This is a genomic window from Vibrio gelatinilyticus, from assembly GCF_022836845.1.
GTDB lineage: Bacteria > Pseudomonadota > Gammaproteobacteria > Enterobacterales > Vibrionaceae > Vibrio > Vibrio gelatinilyticus.
Genome location: NZ_JAJNNZ010000011.1, coordinates 20,088 through 35,784 on the forward strand (window position 1 = coordinate 20,088; position 15,697 = coordinate 35,784).

Annotated in this window: 14 protein-coding genes; 8 read left to right on the plus strand and 6 right to left on the minus strand. The window is 43.2% G+C overall.

Annotated elements, in window-relative coordinates; all coding sequences use genetic code 11:
* Positions 1 to 30: 30 nt before the first annotated feature.
* The 5 genes from LNL84_RS13630 to LNL84_RS13650 form a co-directional block, all read right to left on the minus strand.
* Positions 31 to 402, minus strand: coding sequence for a phasin-related domain-containing protein (locus LNL84_RS13630; RefSeq protein ID WP_244358121.1), 372 nt, complete (start codon positions 400 to 402; stop codon positions 31 to 33).
* A 30-nt stretch (positions 403 to 432) separates the two neighbouring features.
* Positions 433 to 1,065: a phasin family protein gene (locus tag LNL84_RS13635; protein WP_244358122.1), complete on the minus strand. Its 633-nt coding sequence runs from the start codon at positions 1,063 to 1,065 to the stop codon at positions 433 to 435.
* A gap of 151 nt (positions 1,066 to 1,216) precedes the next feature.
* Complete coding sequence (locus LNL84_RS13640; RefSeq protein WP_244358123.1) at positions 1,217 to 1,489, minus strand: polyhydroxyalkanoic acid system family protein; 273 nt, start codon at positions 1,487 to 1,489, stop codon at positions 1,217 to 1,219.
* Positions 1,490 to 1,900: 411 nt separating this feature from the next.
* Entirely contained in the window at positions 1,901 to 2,824 is a 924-nt protein-coding gene (locus LNL84_RS13645; protein ID WP_244358124.1) for a YeeE/YedE thiosulfate transporter family protein, read from the minus strand.
* Positions 2,825 to 2,977: 153 nt separating this feature from the next.
* Positions 2,978 to 4,681 (minus strand): class I SAM-dependent methyltransferase, encoded by a 1,704-nt coding sequence (locus tag LNL84_RS13650; protein ID WP_244358125.1) that lies wholly within the window; start codon positions 4,679 to 4,681, stop codon positions 2,978 to 2,980.
* A 601-nt stretch (positions 4,682 to 5,282) separates the two neighbouring features.
* Between LNL84_RS13650 and LNL84_RS13655 the strand changes: the two genes are divergently transcribed.
* The 7 genes from LNL84_RS13655 (at position 5,283) to LNL84_RS13685 (ending at position 12,508) form a co-directional block, all read left to right on the plus strand.
* Positions 5,283 to 6,689, plus strand: coding sequence for a CHASE2 domain-containing protein (locus tag LNL84_RS13655; protein ID WP_244358126.1), 1,407 nt, complete (start codon positions 5,283 to 5,285; stop codon positions 6,687 to 6,689).
* A gap of 31 nt (positions 6,690 to 6,720) precedes the next feature.
* Positions 6,721 to 7,098 carry a hypothetical protein gene (locus LNL84_RS13660; RefSeq protein WP_244358127.1) on the plus strand — a complete coding sequence of 126 codons (378 nt, stop codon included), beginning with the start codon at positions 6,721 to 6,723 and terminating at the stop codon, positions 7,096 to 7,098.
* Positions 7,098 to 8,723, plus strand: coding sequence for a M48 family metallopeptidase (locus LNL84_RS13665; protein ID WP_244358128.1), 1,626 nt, complete (start codon positions 7,098 to 7,100; stop codon positions 8,721 to 8,723). Before LNL84_RS13660 ends, LNL84_RS13665 begins: the two co-directional genes overlap by 1 nt.
* A gap of 223 nt (positions 8,724 to 8,946) precedes the next feature.
* Positions 8,947 to 9,414 (plus strand): hypothetical protein, encoded by a 468-nt coding sequence (locus LNL84_RS13670; protein ID WP_244358129.1) that lies wholly within the window; start codon positions 8,947 to 8,949, stop codon positions 9,412 to 9,414.
* Positions 9,415 to 9,980: 566 nt separating this feature from the next.
* On the plus strand, positions 9,981 to 10,955 hold the full coding sequence (locus LNL84_RS13675) for a hypothetical protein (RefSeq protein WP_244358130.1): 975 nt from the start codon (positions 9,981 to 9,983) through the stop codon (positions 10,953 to 10,955).
* A 25-nt stretch (positions 10,956 to 10,980) separates the two neighbouring features.
* Positions 10,981 to 11,517 (plus strand): hypothetical protein, encoded by a 537-nt coding sequence (locus LNL84_RS13680; RefSeq protein ID WP_244358131.1) that lies wholly within the window; start codon positions 10,981 to 10,983, stop codon positions 11,515 to 11,517.
* Between the two features lie 280 nt (positions 11,518 to 11,797).
* Positions 11,798 to 12,508, plus strand: a complete 711-nt coding sequence (locus LNL84_RS13685) for a hypothetical protein (protein WP_244358132.1) — start codon at positions 11,798 to 11,800, stop codon at positions 12,506 to 12,508.
* 53 nt (positions 12,509 to 12,561) lie between these two features.
* On the opposite strand, the gene LNL84_RS13690 is transcribed toward LNL84_RS13685, so the two are convergent.
* Entirely contained in the window at positions 12,562 to 13,434 is an 873-nt protein-coding gene (locus LNL84_RS13690) for a hypothetical protein (protein ID WP_244358133.1), read from the minus strand.
* Positions 13,435 to 14,325: 891 nt separating this feature from the next.
* Here LNL84_RS13690 and LNL84_RS13695 point away from each other — a divergent pair.
* A complete protein-coding gene (locus tag LNL84_RS13695; protein ID WP_244358134.1) occupies positions 14,326 to 15,345 on the plus strand; it encodes an integrase domain-containing protein in 1,020 nt (339 codons plus the stop codon).
* Positions 15,346 to 15,697 lie beyond the last annotated feature (352 nt).

Genomic DNA, 15,697 nt, shown 5'->3' on the forward strand with positions numbered 1-15,697 from the left:
CGCCCCACCTGTTTACCAGCAAGTTGCCGGCTATTTTTTCGCTTGCTGTTCCAACATTGCTTCCACGATGGTGGTCAGCTTCTCGATTTTGTCATCTAACCGATCAAGCTTGGTCCGGTCGATGCCGCTGACGCGATACATTACGTCGTTCAGCTGGTCTTCAAGATGATCGGCGGTTTTATCGCGCGTTAGATCGATCTTGTCTTTCGCAGCCTGTTCCACTTCCTTGCCACGCTCTACCAGTTCGTCAAACATGCGGTTGGTTTTATGGTTGATAGACTGGGCCTCTTCGACACTGCGGCTATACATGCCCAGTCCGGCCAGCCAGATGTTTCGTGTCATAGACTCACCGCATTCAACGATTTGAGTGGCGGTTTGGTCAACTGTGCTCAATTTGCTCATGATGTCCTCCCAATAAACGGGTGTGTCGGGTTATTCCGCTTTTTCGGCTGTTGCAGTTTTTGGCTTACTTACTGGTGCCTTAGTGGCTTTTACTTCGCTGGCCGGTGCATTAGTAGCTTTTGCCTTGCCAGCCGGAGCATTAGCGGCCTTGGCCTTGCTAGCCGGGGCTTTTCGCCTTGCTACACCTGAAGCTGCGCGCGGCTTGGCCTTGGTGGTTTTTACAGCCGGCTTGGCAGGTGGCGCTTTAGCGACAGTATCTGCAGCGCTAATCGCTGCTGGCGAGCTCTCTTTCTGATCCTGGCTCTGTTTGAGCAACAGTTCGACCTGTTCGGTCAATCTGTCTAGCTTGTCATCAACCTGGTTCAGTTTGTAGCTGTCGACGCCGGTAACTTTCTGCACCATTTGATGCAATCGTTCTTCCATTGCCACGGCAGCTTTGCTGCGGGTTGTATACACACGTTCTTTCTGCTGTTTTTCGATGGCACGCCCGCGCTCGAGCAGGTCTTCGAATACCGAGCGGCCGCGCCCAGAGATCTCGTTGACCTCCTCGGTACTTTTGGCATAGGCGCCGAGTCCGGCCAGCCAGATGTTGTACATCATTGTTTCGCGCATGCTCTCGACGCTTTTTTCATTGTCGGCTGCGCTGCGTGAGAAGATCCCCATCTTTCCCTCCTTAACATGAATAAGAGTGAATTCTCATTCCAGTCTCATCATAGGTAGAGAAGTTAGAGTCAGCTTTCTAATAGCTTGTCAGCGCACAAAAAAATCGAATAAATCTTGATGGGATTTGTGCTGGATCAATTTTTGATGGGGACTAGCAGAGCAGCTCGTCTAAGCGCAGGGAAATATGTTGTTCGATGGAGCATGCAAACAGACTAGCGGCAAAGCCGAGGCGGATATTCATGCTCAGTTTGCCAGAGGTTGGCAACACCCACCCACGGGCAGAATGGTGTCGAAAGTGCAGATGTTCATCGTCCCAGTGCCAACGCAGGCCAAATTCCTGCTCCAGTTCATTGGCGACTTGCTCGGCAACATTTCTGGCCTGGCTGTGTGATAATTCATGATCGCGCTCGATAAAAATCAACATAGGTAATCAGACCGCCTCTTACTTCTGAGTTTCGATAAATCACTTTCGTTGACTATTCATAGCGCAAAGCATTGTAAAGATCCAGCGTGTCGCTTTTCAGATAGGGAAAAACCTGAAGGATCCCTCAATGTTAAACACATCTTCTCAGAATGAAGAAAAGTAGTGTTCACTGAGAGTTACCTGCATGATAGCCAAGTTTTTTCTTAGGTTCGAATCAGGAAATTGGATACAGATTCATATCAGTTAGTACGCAACAGCGAAAAGATTGCTGTAGCATTTTAGAAAAGCTTGTTCCTGTCATTATTGAAATCATGATGGATTGTACAGACAAAGTTTGGGGCGAGGCTGTGTATCCTTTGATAAACAACAATTAGTTATCCAACCAACTCAAATACCAGATTTCCATATGAATTACTCATCTATGTTTAACGTTGTACCCGAGTGCCTACGTTGAACCGTCACCCCTATATAAATTCCTATGACAATACATAAGGTCGCCACCAGCCCGGCTAACGATAACGCAGGTAATGCGACCAGCAGCTGTGAATCATTCCCGCCCCCTGCCATCACGGCCCCTACTCCCATCAGCATACCGGCCATAAAATGCTTGAATAACCGCATTACGGATGCCAGCTCAAATTTGAATGATTTGGTGATAACAGCGGCGATAACCATTCCCAATACTAGCCCCACAAATAGATAAAAGCGCTCTACTCTTGGCCAGCTGTCGTCGTGCCCATTCCAAACAGATACACCTATCGATTTTAATAATCCACTGGGCGTCCAATGGGGTTCATAGATAAAGACCAACCCGGCCATTGCGCCAATACCGAGCATTGAAAGCCAAAGCGTGCGAGTACTTGCATCACTTTTAAACGCCACTATAAGTAAAATCACAGAGAGTGTTATTAACGTTCCCATATGAGCAACCGCAGATAGCTGATACTGCTTTCCGGCGCTGCCCACGAGCAATTCACTAAACAGCAACCATGACGCTAACCAACCTAGTATCGTAGCGGCCATCATGACTTGCCCTCTGGCAAAGCGACTGATGGTAGATACGCCACATCCACCGTTAAAAGCAGCGCCAAAGCCGAAGATAAGCCCACCTAGAGCAGACATCATAGTTGGAAATTGCGTTGCATAAGTAACGGGTTGCCCCAAGAAATGGGCTGCGCCTATGGCCAACCACATCAATGAACCGCTCAGCAAAATCGAGATTAAGAACACAGGCTTGCCGCTGATAGCCTCTTTAACGCCACGCACCATGCAAAGCCCTGTGGTCTGGGCCAAAAAGCCGATAATGGCGATAAATAAAAGAGAGAGAAGCAACATGAGAATGCCTAGAGGTGCATCAAAAACACGGTATCAGTAACTATAGTAAAGACCTTAGAAACCATGTTCGGTTCGAACAATTAAGCGAGAGATACGCCGGGGCCGTAACTCTTACAATAGAACCTGCATTACGTGCTATTTGTGGCCCAGTTTCTACCACTCGTTAATGAGCAATCGGCTTTTTACACCGCGAACTTGCAGCCCCATGGCCTCAAAAACTTCCTCAAAATCGAGGCATTGAGGTGGAATGTTTGGCAAAGACAATGACGCTTCGGTGAAGAAACGCTGTTTATGATGTTCTTGCTCGCCCCATGCGAGATCCCACCAGGAAATGATTCGTTGTTTAGAGCCCACTAATCTGCGTTTACTCGGCAGGCGGTCACTCTTGCTTGTATTCTCTTTCTCAGTGGTCGGAAGCAAATTCCACATGTCGTTGTTTGGCCAATAGGCGAAAGGTAAACAATGATCAACGTGAAACGATTGGTTCAATTTAGTATTGCTCCAAACACTCGAAATTCGGTGCTTGTTTTGTTGCAGCTCACTAACTCTTTTTCGTACTTCACGTGTGTCATGATCTTTCTCTAACCATACCAAGCAATCGTGGTAGGTTTGCAACGACGTATTATTTTTCTTATTTAATTCATAGCGCTGCATTTGCATCACCCACTGGTTTACCACCAACGGCTCAATCCAGGCGTTGTAGATCCTAAAACACTCCCAAAGGCTTTGTTTTAGTGTGAAGAAACCAAAGCTTTCAAAAAACTCCGTATTCAAATAAACCGTATCCTGCATCCGGCGTTTTTTAGAAGAAGCGACTGTAGAAAACTCGTGTTTCTTTTCGTGCGCAGAGCCTGTGTAAATGAACTTAATTGGCCCTTCTTTCATCGTCTTTATGGTCGACTGAATGGTCTTTTGAAGTGCTTCGGCATCCTCGCCGAAGAACATCGTGCCTACCGCAAGATCGTCTGATGACAAATGCTTAAGCTTGTTCCAACCATCATCAGTAACAAAGCCTAATCCTCTATTGGAATTACTATTCTGCTGAAGATTTCCATAATCAATAAGCCGCTTGTAAGCCTTGACCCAATACAAGGCCACCAGCCCTAATGGAATAACAACTTCACCATCACTTCGATCAGAGACACAGCCGGGATGGGCATCTGCAATTCGAATCAGCACACGTAGTAGTGCCAGTTTGTACGTAGCACTTTTGCTGTCATTAACAATGATATGGCGTACTTTGTTAAGATCGCCCGAGCCATCATCAGGTAATGAAAATACCACCGTCTGCCAGCTAACGTTTTTACGTTGCAACGAATCGTCTGAGCGTCGAACTTCTTTGGCTAATAACGCTGTATCTTGTGCAAACTGTTCGAGCTCTTCTACTGAGACAGGATAGCTCACCCGCCCATCATCAAACTCGCCATGTCGTAAGCTAATAACGAGCTTGCCACTCGGTGCAAGTAAGTTCGACAATTTACGAAATGCACGACTTCTTGCACTCGGCGCTATGTGCATCCAGACCGCGCTCAACAAAATGACATCGAACCTAATGCCAAGGCTTTGTATCTGATTTAGGCTCGGCAGTTCATCCTCAATCCAGGTGACCTCAGGGCCACTAAAGGCTTTACCGATGGCCGCTAATTCTTTACATGGCTCTAGCGCAAACACCTCTGCGCCCTGCTCTAACATCCATTTCGCATCTCGCCCAGAACCAGCACCCACATCTAACACGACATCGCCTTCCAAAGGCCAATGCGGTTTCCATGAACCGTGCACTTTATCGAAGTCCAACGCATTGTATTGCTCAGATAACGAGTGTGCATTTCTGCTGTAGAAAGAAGAGGTTGCTGTCATATCAGTGCCATTATTTTGCCTTATGCAAGATTAACGGGAAACTAGATGAAAAGCGAGTTTGCGGGTAGGTAGTTGAGATACAATAAATAAAAAACTCACCAAAATGGTTTGAGAAACCCGCTCGTGTAACTAGAGTTGGAAGTTTATCGGTTTTCACTTTCAAATCTAATCACGTCAACTTTATAAAGGTTAGCGAACAAAGTTGACAATCGGCTAACTGAAGTCAGGGGTTAGCAAAGATCGTACTGGCACATAGTTAGCCGTTATCTATCAGTCTATTGGTTTGTTTTCTCCTCCTTAGTTTGCACCTCACCATTATCTATGCAAACTAAGTGTTTCAGTATATCTCAACCTCAATACCTCAATACCTCAATACCTCAATACCTCAATACTTGTCCTAGTACAGATGTCAGTTGATAGATAAATCAATATAAGTCACCAAAAATGAGACTTACCATTAAGTTATTGTTTTGGTTATAAATAACCAACCTTTCTGTGAGATTAGTCCTATAAATCAACCTAACATAGTGTTATTTTTGAACAACTTTGCAACCAGTTATTCACCTAACACTTACTTAAAGGTTATCCCCGGTCAACATTCATGTCTTTTAGTTTCGAAATCTTTTTAAAAGCTCTGGTCACTACAAGCTTAATCTTGTTGGTTTTTATTGTGGACCCATTGGGCATTCGCAATTCCGCTGAAGATCACTACGAAGACCATATTCTGCGCCTGTGGTCACCGTTTTTCAGTCAACAAGTTTCCGATGATGTTGTTGTTATCTTAATTGATGATCAATACATAGAAGCAACCAATTCCTACCCCGTCAGTTACCGAAACCTAACGAGAATGCTTAAAACCATCTCTCGCTTTGAGCCCCAGTCCATCTTTTATGACATTCTTCAACATCACGAACATTCGGACCATCTTAATCGTTGGTTGCGCACACTAGACAGTCAAACATTCCCGGTGTTTATGGCAAGTAATACTCGCTATGACACACAAGAGCGTTTAGACGATCCCAACTCTCTCAGACATAAAATTGCCAATGTCGCCGAACTGGCCGCGGTTTCATGGAGTGCTGAAGGCCGTTATTACCCACTCTCTGTTTCTTGGAATGAGACGAAAATGCACACCGTTGCCGCCGCCATGTATAAAGATTGGTGTACACGAACCCAGCAATGCAATGAGTCCACAATAGGAAGCATGGATGACTCCGTGATAGTTCAGTGGACCAATAAGCATGCGGACAACCAAGAATCCTATTTCCCTTTAGGTTTTGAGTGTGGAGATAACACCAGTCAATGGCAACAACTCAAAGATCTCCTTATCGTTAGCCTAACTCAGGGCGTGCAATCTGAAGAAGACGTCGATGCCACACTGAGAAAACGCTGTCCTCCTTTCCTTACTATTGCAGCCTCTAAAATTAGTGCTCCTGGCGCAGCGGGTTCACCCGAACTTAAAGCTGCGATCCAGGGAAAAATGGTATTGGTCGGTTATCATGTCACAGGTGGGGCAGACTCAGTTGTTTCACCTGTCCACGGGATGCTACCGGGAGTCTACTTCCACGCGATGGCATTGGATAACCTTATCACCTTAGATGGAGAATATTGGCGCTCACCTGACGACGCAGGCCTTTTCAACTTGAGCATGGCCGATATAATCGAGATCGCTGTACAAACAATTGTGCTATTTCTTGTAATTTGGTTTCGATTCAACTTCTTAGAACAACAAGCAACAGAGCAATTCGATGAAAGACAAAAACTTTGGGGAGCATTCATTCCCATGCTTATTATCATCGCCGTTATTACTATTTCTATCGTTCTTTCCCACTTTGTTCTCAATGTCGGCGCACCGAATTGGTACGGGTTGATCCTTATTATCTTTATCGACCTTCCCATCTTCTTCTTCTTCATTTTTGAAGCTTTCAGACCAAAACTCCAATCGTATAAGGAAAGGGTCTGTCTATTCGCAACAACCACAAAAAATAAACTTAGAAAAAACCAATAAATCTAAATACATCAATAAATAAGGAACATTTATGACTCGATTATCAACGTTAGTTTTAGGCTTAGCTTTCGGTATAACCTCTTCTGTATGTTTGGCACAAGACCAGGTAAAGATTATTGATTTTTTGGTTGATAATGTTTGGGTTTGTGACGAAAACAACAATTGTTCTGACGTGTCCATTGACACGCTACCTGACCCTACAAAGGGTGGCCTAATTGTAGAAAACTATGACCGCAAAGAGCAGATGGTAATGGTAAAGATCAATGGTCAAGCAAAGTGGTTTGACCAAATTGAAGTACAGCTCAACAAAACAGCCGTTGCGAGTGTCGTATGTAGCACCCAGACTATCAGCGCTAAAAGTGATAGTGGCACTTACGCAACTCTCGGCTTAGGTGAGGGGTGCAACTAATGAGTAAATTACTTTGGCTCACTGTACCTCTACTTATTTCGGGTTGTGCCGTCGACAGCATTAATAACTTAGTAGGTAGTAAGTATGAATCGTTTGAAGGTAAATACATCGACCAGCACCTTCTTGAAACCAATGCACCTGAAACCAATTCACCTGAAACTAACACTTCGGCTAGCAAAGAATTTCAAAATATCGTGAATACACGGGCCGCTGCTGACAAAGACCTGATCGCTAACCCATACGTCGACAAATACCTCAAAGACATTTTGACGAAACTTCTAGAACAATGGGAACAACCACTTAACAAAGACATCAGCATCATGGTTTCGTCAGACCGCAGTTACTCAGCCCATGCAACCCCCAATACGATTGTGATTACTCAAGGCGTTTTAGCTGATGCAGAATCCGAAGATGAAGTCGCGTTCATCATCGCACACGAACTGTCACATATCTTACTCGAGCATAATGAAACCAATGAATACTTTGCGAAACAAAGCGCACTGGTCAGTAAAACTGCCAATATTGCGATGGGTGCAGCGCTAATCAACGATATGAAAACGGAAAAAAATGCTGGGGGCTATAAGATTTCGGCTCAAAACAAGAGCTCGAACAAGAGTATGATTCAAGATTCTTACAAGGCTGGTTTAATTATTAACCGACTTAGCCGCGACGTTATTAGCTCTTCGATGAGCCGCAGTGATGAAGACGAAGCCGATCTTCTAGGTATGGACCTGTTGGTTAAAGCAGGTTACAGCCCCAGAGCTTTTTCACCTGTGCTTGAACGTTTAGACAGTAGTCACCAATACACCACAGAACAACTAAAAGAGAAAAAGGCTGAGTTCCAAAGTTTCGTTACTTTAGCGAGTGACGCTGGAAAGCACCTACAAAGCGACAATAAATGGAGCAGTTTAGGCTATTTGGTCGCGAATGAAGCGGGTACACAACTGCTTCAAAGTTTCTCAGCGCGCCATGCTTCTCCTATGGATCGTAAAAAAGACATGTCGGCTTATATTAAACGCGAATATAGAGAAGAGCGCCGTCGAACCTTCTCTTCTGATGAGTTTGAAAAAGTCGTTAAATCAGGTAAAGGTAATCAGATACAGCAGAACTATTGGTATGCCTCAGAAGCCTTTAAAGCACTTGAGTTTGGTGATATCAAAACCGCAGAAAAACTGGCGAGAAAATCCGTATCTGGACCAACAAAAAACCACGCTTACCCAAGATTGGCATTCTATAGTGTACGTAAAATGCAGAACTTAGATTCCAAAGCATTGCAAAACTTAGCGTTGATTCAAAGCTGGGACTATGCCTCGATTCAGACTTTCACACTGGCAGCTCAATCATACAGAGAGCAAAACAAACCCCAAAACTCTTTGAAGCTTTTAGCGAAAGGGGAGCAAGTTATTGGTACTCAAGTTCCTTTCTTATCTGAATATATTGCCGCACACAAAGCACTTGGTAACGATAGTGAAGTCAGTGAGTTATTGGCGAAATGTAAAAGTTTAAGTGAGAGTAATATTGTTGCTCAATGCCACAGCAGCGCTGGTGTTCCATTGCCCCAAAGTAAATCAAGCAATGGGCTTATGGACTCATTCAACTCTTTAACTAGCATAGTTGAATTCTAATCCCTTCTCGACTCTCCAGTATGATTAGCATTCTGCTGGAGAGTATGAAAAGCAATATGAAAGAAGACTAACTAGCGTCTAGTGATGTGGTGGCTATTCACAATGTATTGAAATTGCGGACTCAGTAAAAAAGCGAATAGTCGAAGCAGAGTTAAATCACATTCGCGGGCATGGCATTGATTTTGATTGGCCACATCCACGTGCTATACGATTAGAGTTCTGGATGGAAAATCCATTCATGCGTGTAAGTCAAATCGTCATACTTTTAATCGTAGCCATACTTTATGTGCTCACAACTCCCATCGCTGGAACCTACTATCTTGTTTCACGATTCAAGGCTATACAAAGACTGAAAAAAGAAATCGCTAATCTTAATTACATCGACGTGGCTAAATGCCATAAGACTAAAAGCATCACTACGCTCTGGAAGCTATATGGTCTCGACGAAATGCGTTATGCCACCGAGCATAAACTCGATGTACTGGACCAATGGATCCAGGTTCTATACGCTGAATCAGTTGCGACGAACATTAACGTGCACGAAATATACGATAACATCTCGAACTCACAACATAACGCCAACCGAAGCTATTACCTTAACGACCCAAGCGCGGTGCACTTCCATTTTGTTCCGCCTTTTCAGTCACTACTAAGTAGACTAGAAAAGTCCTTACCGCTCATATTCGAGTGAGAGTTCAGCAAAAGAGCACAAACATTGATTGAATGGGAATTTACTTAAACCCAGTTTTTCTATACAGGATGACGGACTTTCTTTGTTTTTTCTCAAATGGATACAACGAAAAAGCCCCAGCATTTCTGCTGGGGCTTAGAATGTGGCGGGAGTGAGACCTCAGACCTAAACTTATAACCAATTGATTTATAATACTAACCTCAAGCGGAGCACAACTAAGCATTTCAATGCGCATACACCCCAACAACTCTTATCTATACTCTCATATCTCTTTGTATTAATAGTATAGCGGTTGCTAAAGCGACTGCCTATCCCGCCCAAGAATAGCTATTTTTCAGAACGGGGGGAGTTTGCTTGCCTCGATCTCATTTCATATGCAACACTGACAACGTTCCTCCGAAGCTTGAGGTGGGGACCTCGGGCACAATGTATGAGCCGCCGGTTTAGGCGGTTCATTTTTCGATTGTCCTGACATAACACCAAACGGGCTACATAACGAACACACCTAGATAACACGCACATTAATGTGTTTTCTTACTCGAAATAAATTTGGTTAGGATTAAAAAATGGAATTTTTAAGAACAACATTGTCGCTGGGTATGGCTTCTGTTTTAACTGCGTGCGCATCTGGCCCAAACATCGCTGACAAAGAAGAATCAAGTATCGCCCTTCAAATAACCACGTCCGCTGGCTCTCACAAAATTTTCCACGATTCATCGGTTCGCAAAGACCAAGTAGGAGACGTTGGGCTTACTGGATATGTGGGCTCTACTCTGCTTGGATGGCAACTAGGAAGTGCGATGACTGGGTTTGGATTAGCACTTCTCGCCGACAGTACACATGGTTGGGAGTATACGAACTTCATAACTTATTTAGATGCTAGTGAAGTTTCAGGTTTGGACAAGGCTCAGATCTGCGAAGTAGTAGCTAATAAAATGTCTAACAGTATTTCGACTAATAAAGATGTTCTACAAACCTACACGAATATCCAACTCAACGATTCGAATCGACTGATGCCAAGGGAAGCTCACTACAATGGTGGCTCATACATCTGTGCCGATGGGTACAAAGTAAGTGACTCAGATTCGATAAAGAATCGCATGTACTTCCGCAACGATAACTATGTAGTGGGCTCAGTCATCAACATTAGAACGGTCAAAAAGCCTGTTTCATCCGAGTTATTCAGCAAAGAACTACAAGCCAAACTACCGAGCGACGAAGTAGTCGTTGTTCGATTTAATTTCAATAGCAGTTTCATTTCTCATCTACTAACAGAGCACCAACCTAAGGAGGGTTACTTCAGCTCAGATGGCTTTATAATGAGCCCTAGAATTACACTTCCCCCTGCAACATTCGTCAGTCTTCCTAGAAAGCAGTATATTCGTAAAGGCGAATACTTACCTCTCGTCTCTATGGTTAGAGACAATGACAATGCATACCTTTTCATTAAACCAGAATCATATTCACAACAGTCAATTTCGCTCACGGACTACCATGAGCAAATATCCAGCACATATAGTGGAATAATAAACACAAAATAATCAAACACTTAACAAGGATACTAAGATGAATACGGCACTTATATTAAAGACTATAGTGATTAACTTTCTATTAATACCGTTTGGATATGCCGCGAACATGTTAGATTTAATAGACCCAAAGAATAAGAAGTTTGCAGATGGCTATCCTTACTATAGTGCGATAGCTAGACTGAACTTCAATGACACTGGTAATGGTACAAGCATATTCGCACTTCGAAGCAGGACCAACAAAACTGATGGCTATGATACGATATATGCTGCCTCGATTAATGTAGATCATGAAAACAAAAAGGAAGTTCGCATTTACTACCCTTCGCCAGACTGCAATCAGGAGGGGCGTTCCTATGCAACAACGACTAGCCTTTCAACAAACGGGCGTCTAATAGAATATCGTAAGCACTGTGATGGTAAGACATACTTTATTAAGCCTGAATCGAACGAAGGAAAAGACTTCTTAACCAACCAGTTTAAAGCCACAAATTTTGTTTCTATAGAGTTTAGCAATGAAATAGCATTACTCGATACTACGGGATTTACAAATGCGTGGAACAGAATTAACTAAGCTTTAATAGTCTTTGATTTTTTAAAACATTAGCAAAACCATGTGACGCACGCTCATGTTTAACAACAACTTACTGAGCAAGTGTCACTTGTATTTGTTCAAATCCCACTTCTCTACTCGCTCCTCAAAAAATACCACTTTACCGATTAGTGAGCGAAAAAACGCCCACTAATCGCTAAAACGCCAAACAAAGTACCTTATTCTCTCATCTGTAGCCGTCAGTGCAGTACCAACGAGACAGTTACCTCATGTTATGAGCATAATTGAAAAGGAACAGCATATGAAAACAGTACCGAATCAAAACCAAGAATCCACTAGCAACTCAGAATTCTCTTCAATAGATCAAGTAATAAAGGATAACGGGCTTAACACGGATTCAAATGTTGACTATATTATTATGGCGCTTGCTCGAATGAAAGCCTGGCCATCAGTGGTGAAGTACACGGGCATCACAAAATCTCGCTCTCGTTTCCTGTGCTGCTACCAAGATGCAGAACGACTAATTGACGATATGACCTATATACTCAGAAAAGTAAGGAGTCCCAAATATACTTTACCTTACAGGCTTAAAGAGTTGATTAAACATTATGAGAAGAAGGTTGTCTTGGCGAGAATGCAAAATGGACTTCTACACTTTATTGAACTCAACGATATGCCTTCACACAATACTACTCTTATTTACAACATACTAGGATACTACGATGATATCTTTATTACCGACAGTGCAATATGCGCCAATCTTTGCTGGTCTAATTTACAAAATGCCATTTTCATTGATCCCTCCACTCCAATTAAATTCGATGACATGCTAAAACTCCGTTTGCTTCTTGGGGACCAAAGAGTGTATATAGTAACAGGAAGAGAACGGCTTACTTCATTGAAAATAAATAACATTCAAGAAATAATTCACAATGAAGCTATACTGTATAATGGGGTAGGCTGTTACGAAGACATAATGAAGATCATTTCTGAGAAACAAACTTTCGTCTGATATCTTCCCATGGTTATTGCCTACCCCTGTAGGCAATAAGCCTATGAATTTTATTATTTCATTGAATCAAAATCATCCCAATTTGTAATTTCCAAGTCATCAATGGCTTCACTATCAACAGCATCGAACCACTCCGCCACTTCTGAAAAATCCTCGGAATCAACAAGATCAAATGTATCCTCAATCAAATCATCGTTGTCAAAACACGATTCATCGCACTCTAAGTAACTATCATCTATCGAATCGATACCACTATTCCCATACGCATCATAGCCATAATCTAGACTCATATCACTGTCTCTCCGTGTATAGTAATCATCCTCAGATAAGAGCGTACTTCCTTTGAGGTCTGAGTCACCAAAATGCAATTCATTAAAAGGCTCTATTTGATGCCCCCATGGATATAGCGGATGCGTAGGGTCATTCAGGTGGTCGTCGTTAATCTCGTCATCACCACTAAGCCAGTCGTTTTGTTCTTTACGTAACGCTTCTTTTTGTTGCAGGTAGCGGAAGACCTGCTCTCTTTTCGCCATCTTCAACGTTCTTGCTTTGCGTGTAATTTTTTCTACTCGTGCGCCATTTAAGACAGCTATCGCAATATCAATATCCAAACAAGGCTTAGTGTTACGCTCCGAGCTTAAAGCTATATGAGAAACTCGTGATGATGGCTGAGTGCTGCCGAAAAAAGATCGTTGAGGTTTCGATCTTATACCGACTAACGAAGGTTGATTTTTCTTTCGCAACTTGTCGTTCTCAACAAGCAGACCACTGTTATCTTGCGAATTTTTGTTACTAGTACTATGTTGAGTTATCACTTTCATCATCAGTACAGCAAACGCGATTCCCAGTATCACTCCTCCAATACCGAGACTACCAAACACAGGTAACCCAACCATGCTCAGGATAAAAACTAAATAAGTCTTCATATCGCCTCCATTGTTCCTATTTCGAATCTGATTAACAAAACTAGAACAACCAAATGCACTCAGATTTATATAGAAAGGATACCACAGTATTTTTCGCCTCCCCCCAAAAAGCAAATTGACCGCCCAAATGACAAAATTCGACGCACTAATCGGGGAAATGACCATTTTGGCACGCTATAGTTAGTACTGTGACACCATGATGGATTCACGCCCTTTGAGTGTGTATTCATCAAAACATGCTGGAGAGCTGACTGAAATTCTCCCATAGCCAAAATGCTATGCCCCGACTGAGTATGTAGTTACTCACTAATAGAAGATGACGGTTCACTAAATTGTCGTGAGTGCAGTTTTGTAACGTCCTACCCCAAAAGCGCTGTTACTGATGATGTCTCAGCCCAAATCCTAAGTTATGGCCTCCAGTTGTCCCCGTCTATTTTAGACGGTAGGAAAAAATAGACGGGGACCCGAGCCTGACTAAAGCCTCTGATATTCCATGTAAAACTGGAATCATCGCAACCATGAAAAAGCATGAAATTGATCTTCATGCCTTCAAAACTTCTCATTCAGACACTGCCGGAGCTAAGGGAAATTGCCCTAAGCATGTGAGTCGCAGTCACCAAGCAACCTGATATCACAGAGAAAGCTACCTCACTAGTTTTAATGCCTCGGAATGTATTGATTGTTCTCCTTTCACTTTTAGAGTGGCGCATTCACACACAAGCAATACCAACCCAATGGCAACAAAACATAACGGTGAACCAGCCCAACACAACAAGCGTCGAGAGCGCTCTTATCTTCTCAAACCTTTGCAAATGTCGCGCTCATTTTAAATGCGCATTAACACTTAACCATATGATTCTGCGTGCAAAGTAAATCTAAAAGGACAACCAAATGACGAAAGTAACCACTATAGGCAGACACGAACGAGCTAATCCAAACTCAAAAAACTTTGGGCTAGGGTCGCGGGACATAAAGCAGGCAGCAAAAAACGCGTTACAAGAGAAAGGCAATGCATCACAAGTAGGGTTTACCACTGCGAGTGTGCAATCTAATCGATTTTCCCAATTTGCAGACTATCTAAAGGATGAACACGGTATAAAGGATATGAGAGACATCGAAAAAGAACATGTCGCTCAATACGCAGATGAACTACAAACCAAGTTTGATTGTGGGGCTATTGGGGTAAAAACAGCTCATGACTATCTTTCAGCCGTAAACTCTGTGCTCAGTCAGGCTATTGGTAATAACACTCTACGTGTAACAGCATCTGAAGCAGGCATCCCTGATAGGAGCGGGATAACAACTGACAACAAAGCCATATCAAATGAGCGCCACGAGCAAGTCAAAACCGAGCTTTCCCCTCGCCTTTCTGCCATTGCTGAGATGCAACGGCAACTAGGTTTTCGTTTTGAAGAGGCCGCCAAAAGTAGCCCATCAGCAATGCTCCAAGAAGCGCACCAAAAACACGCAATTACGATCTCCGATGGAACGAAAGGTGGTCAGCCCCGTGTCCTGCCAATTTCGTCACAAAGTCAGATTGACGCTCTGAAAAGCGCCAGCGTCATACAAGGTCTGCATCATTCAATGATCCCCAGCCATCAGAGCTATATCCAATTTAGTAGAGAGGTTTACCGTGAACACGGAAAGATAGGTCATCAGTGCCATGGTGAACGACATACCTTTGCTCAGAACAGTTACTCCAACCATATGCTGAACCAAACCGGAACTAGAGACATCAAATGCCCAATTTCATCCGGCTATAGTCGCGGCGAAGCTCATCACCAATATATAGCAAACAAGGTCGGTTGTACGATTCAAGAAGCCAAGGCATTTGATGCTAACGCACGAATGAATGTTGCAGAAGAACTTGGCCATCACCGAACAGACATCACTAACGCATATCTAGGGTAATGTTATGACTAGAATGGAAATGGAATTGAAACAAGCACTTCATTTGTACCAAAGAACCGGCGGGAAAAAGAACCGTAAAAACCAAGCAGAGAAAATACTTAGTTTTTGTAGAGACATCCAACATCATGACCCAAAGCTGAAATCGATTGGTCAAATTGGTAGAAGGCATGTTTCTGGGTTTTGGCGTAGGAAAAAGCGTTTAGCGCCTAGCACAAAGCTCGCGTACTACTATGGGATTTGTTACCTATGGTGCAAGATTCTAAAGCGCAGTTCAACCCCACCGCATTATGACAATGGCTAAGAAAATTTAATTGACCGTCTCACAGGATGCTACATTTTGGGAAAAGTCGAG

Bases quoted from the DNA above. Each gene is read 5' to 3' on its own strand.
- LNL84_RS13635 (WP_244358122.1), bottom strand. From the start codon at position 1,065: ATGGGGATCTTCTCACGCAGCGCAGCCGACAATGAAAAAAGCGTCGAG.
- LNL84_RS13695 (WP_244358134.1), top strand. From the start codon at position 14,326: ATGACGAAAGTAACCACTATAGGCAGACACGAACGAGCTAATCCAAAC.
- LNL84_RS13655 (WP_244358126.1), top strand. From the start codon at position 5,283: ATGTCTTTTAGTTTCGAAATCTTTTTAAAAGCTCTGGTCACTACAAGC.
- LNL84_RS13640 (WP_244358123.1), bottom strand. From the start codon at position 1,489: ATGTTGATTTTTATCGAGCGCGATCATGAATTATCACACAGCCAGGCC.
- LNL84_RS13630 (WP_244358121.1), bottom strand. From the start codon at position 402: ATGAGCAAATTGAGCACAGTTGACCAAACCGCCACTCAAATCGTTGAA.
- LNL84_RS13685 (WP_244358132.1), top strand. From the start codon at position 11,798: ATGAAAACAGTACCGAATCAAAACCAAGAATCCACTAGCAACTCAGAA.
- LNL84_RS13660 (WP_244358127.1), top strand. From the start codon at position 6,721: ATGACTCGATTATCAACGTTAGTTTTAGGCTTAGCTTTCGGTATAACC.
- LNL84_RS13645 (WP_244358124.1), bottom strand. From the start codon at position 2,824: ATGTTGCTTCTCTCTCTTTTATTTATCGCCATTATCGGCTTTTTGGCC.
- LNL84_RS13690 (WP_244358133.1), bottom strand. From the start codon at position 13,434: ATGAAGACTTATTTAGTTTTTATCCTGAGCATGGTTGGGTTACCTGTG.
- LNL84_RS13650 (WP_244358125.1), bottom strand. From the start codon at position 4,681: ATGACAGCAACCTCTTCTTTCTACAGCAGAAATGCACACTCGTTATCT.
- LNL84_RS13665 (WP_244358128.1), top strand. From the start codon at position 7,098: ATGAGTAAATTACTTTGGCTCACTGTACCTCTACTTATTTCGGGTTGT.
- LNL84_RS13680 (WP_244358131.1), top strand. From the start codon at position 10,981: ATGAATACGGCACTTATATTAAAGACTATAGTGATTAACTTTCTATTA.
- LNL84_RS13675 (WP_244358130.1), top strand. From the start codon at position 9,981: ATGGAATTTTTAAGAACAACATTGTCGCTGGGTATGGCTTCTGTTTTA.
- LNL84_RS13670 (WP_244358129.1), top strand. From the start codon at position 8,947: ATGGAAAATCCATTCATGCGTGTAAGTCAAATCGTCATACTTTTAATC.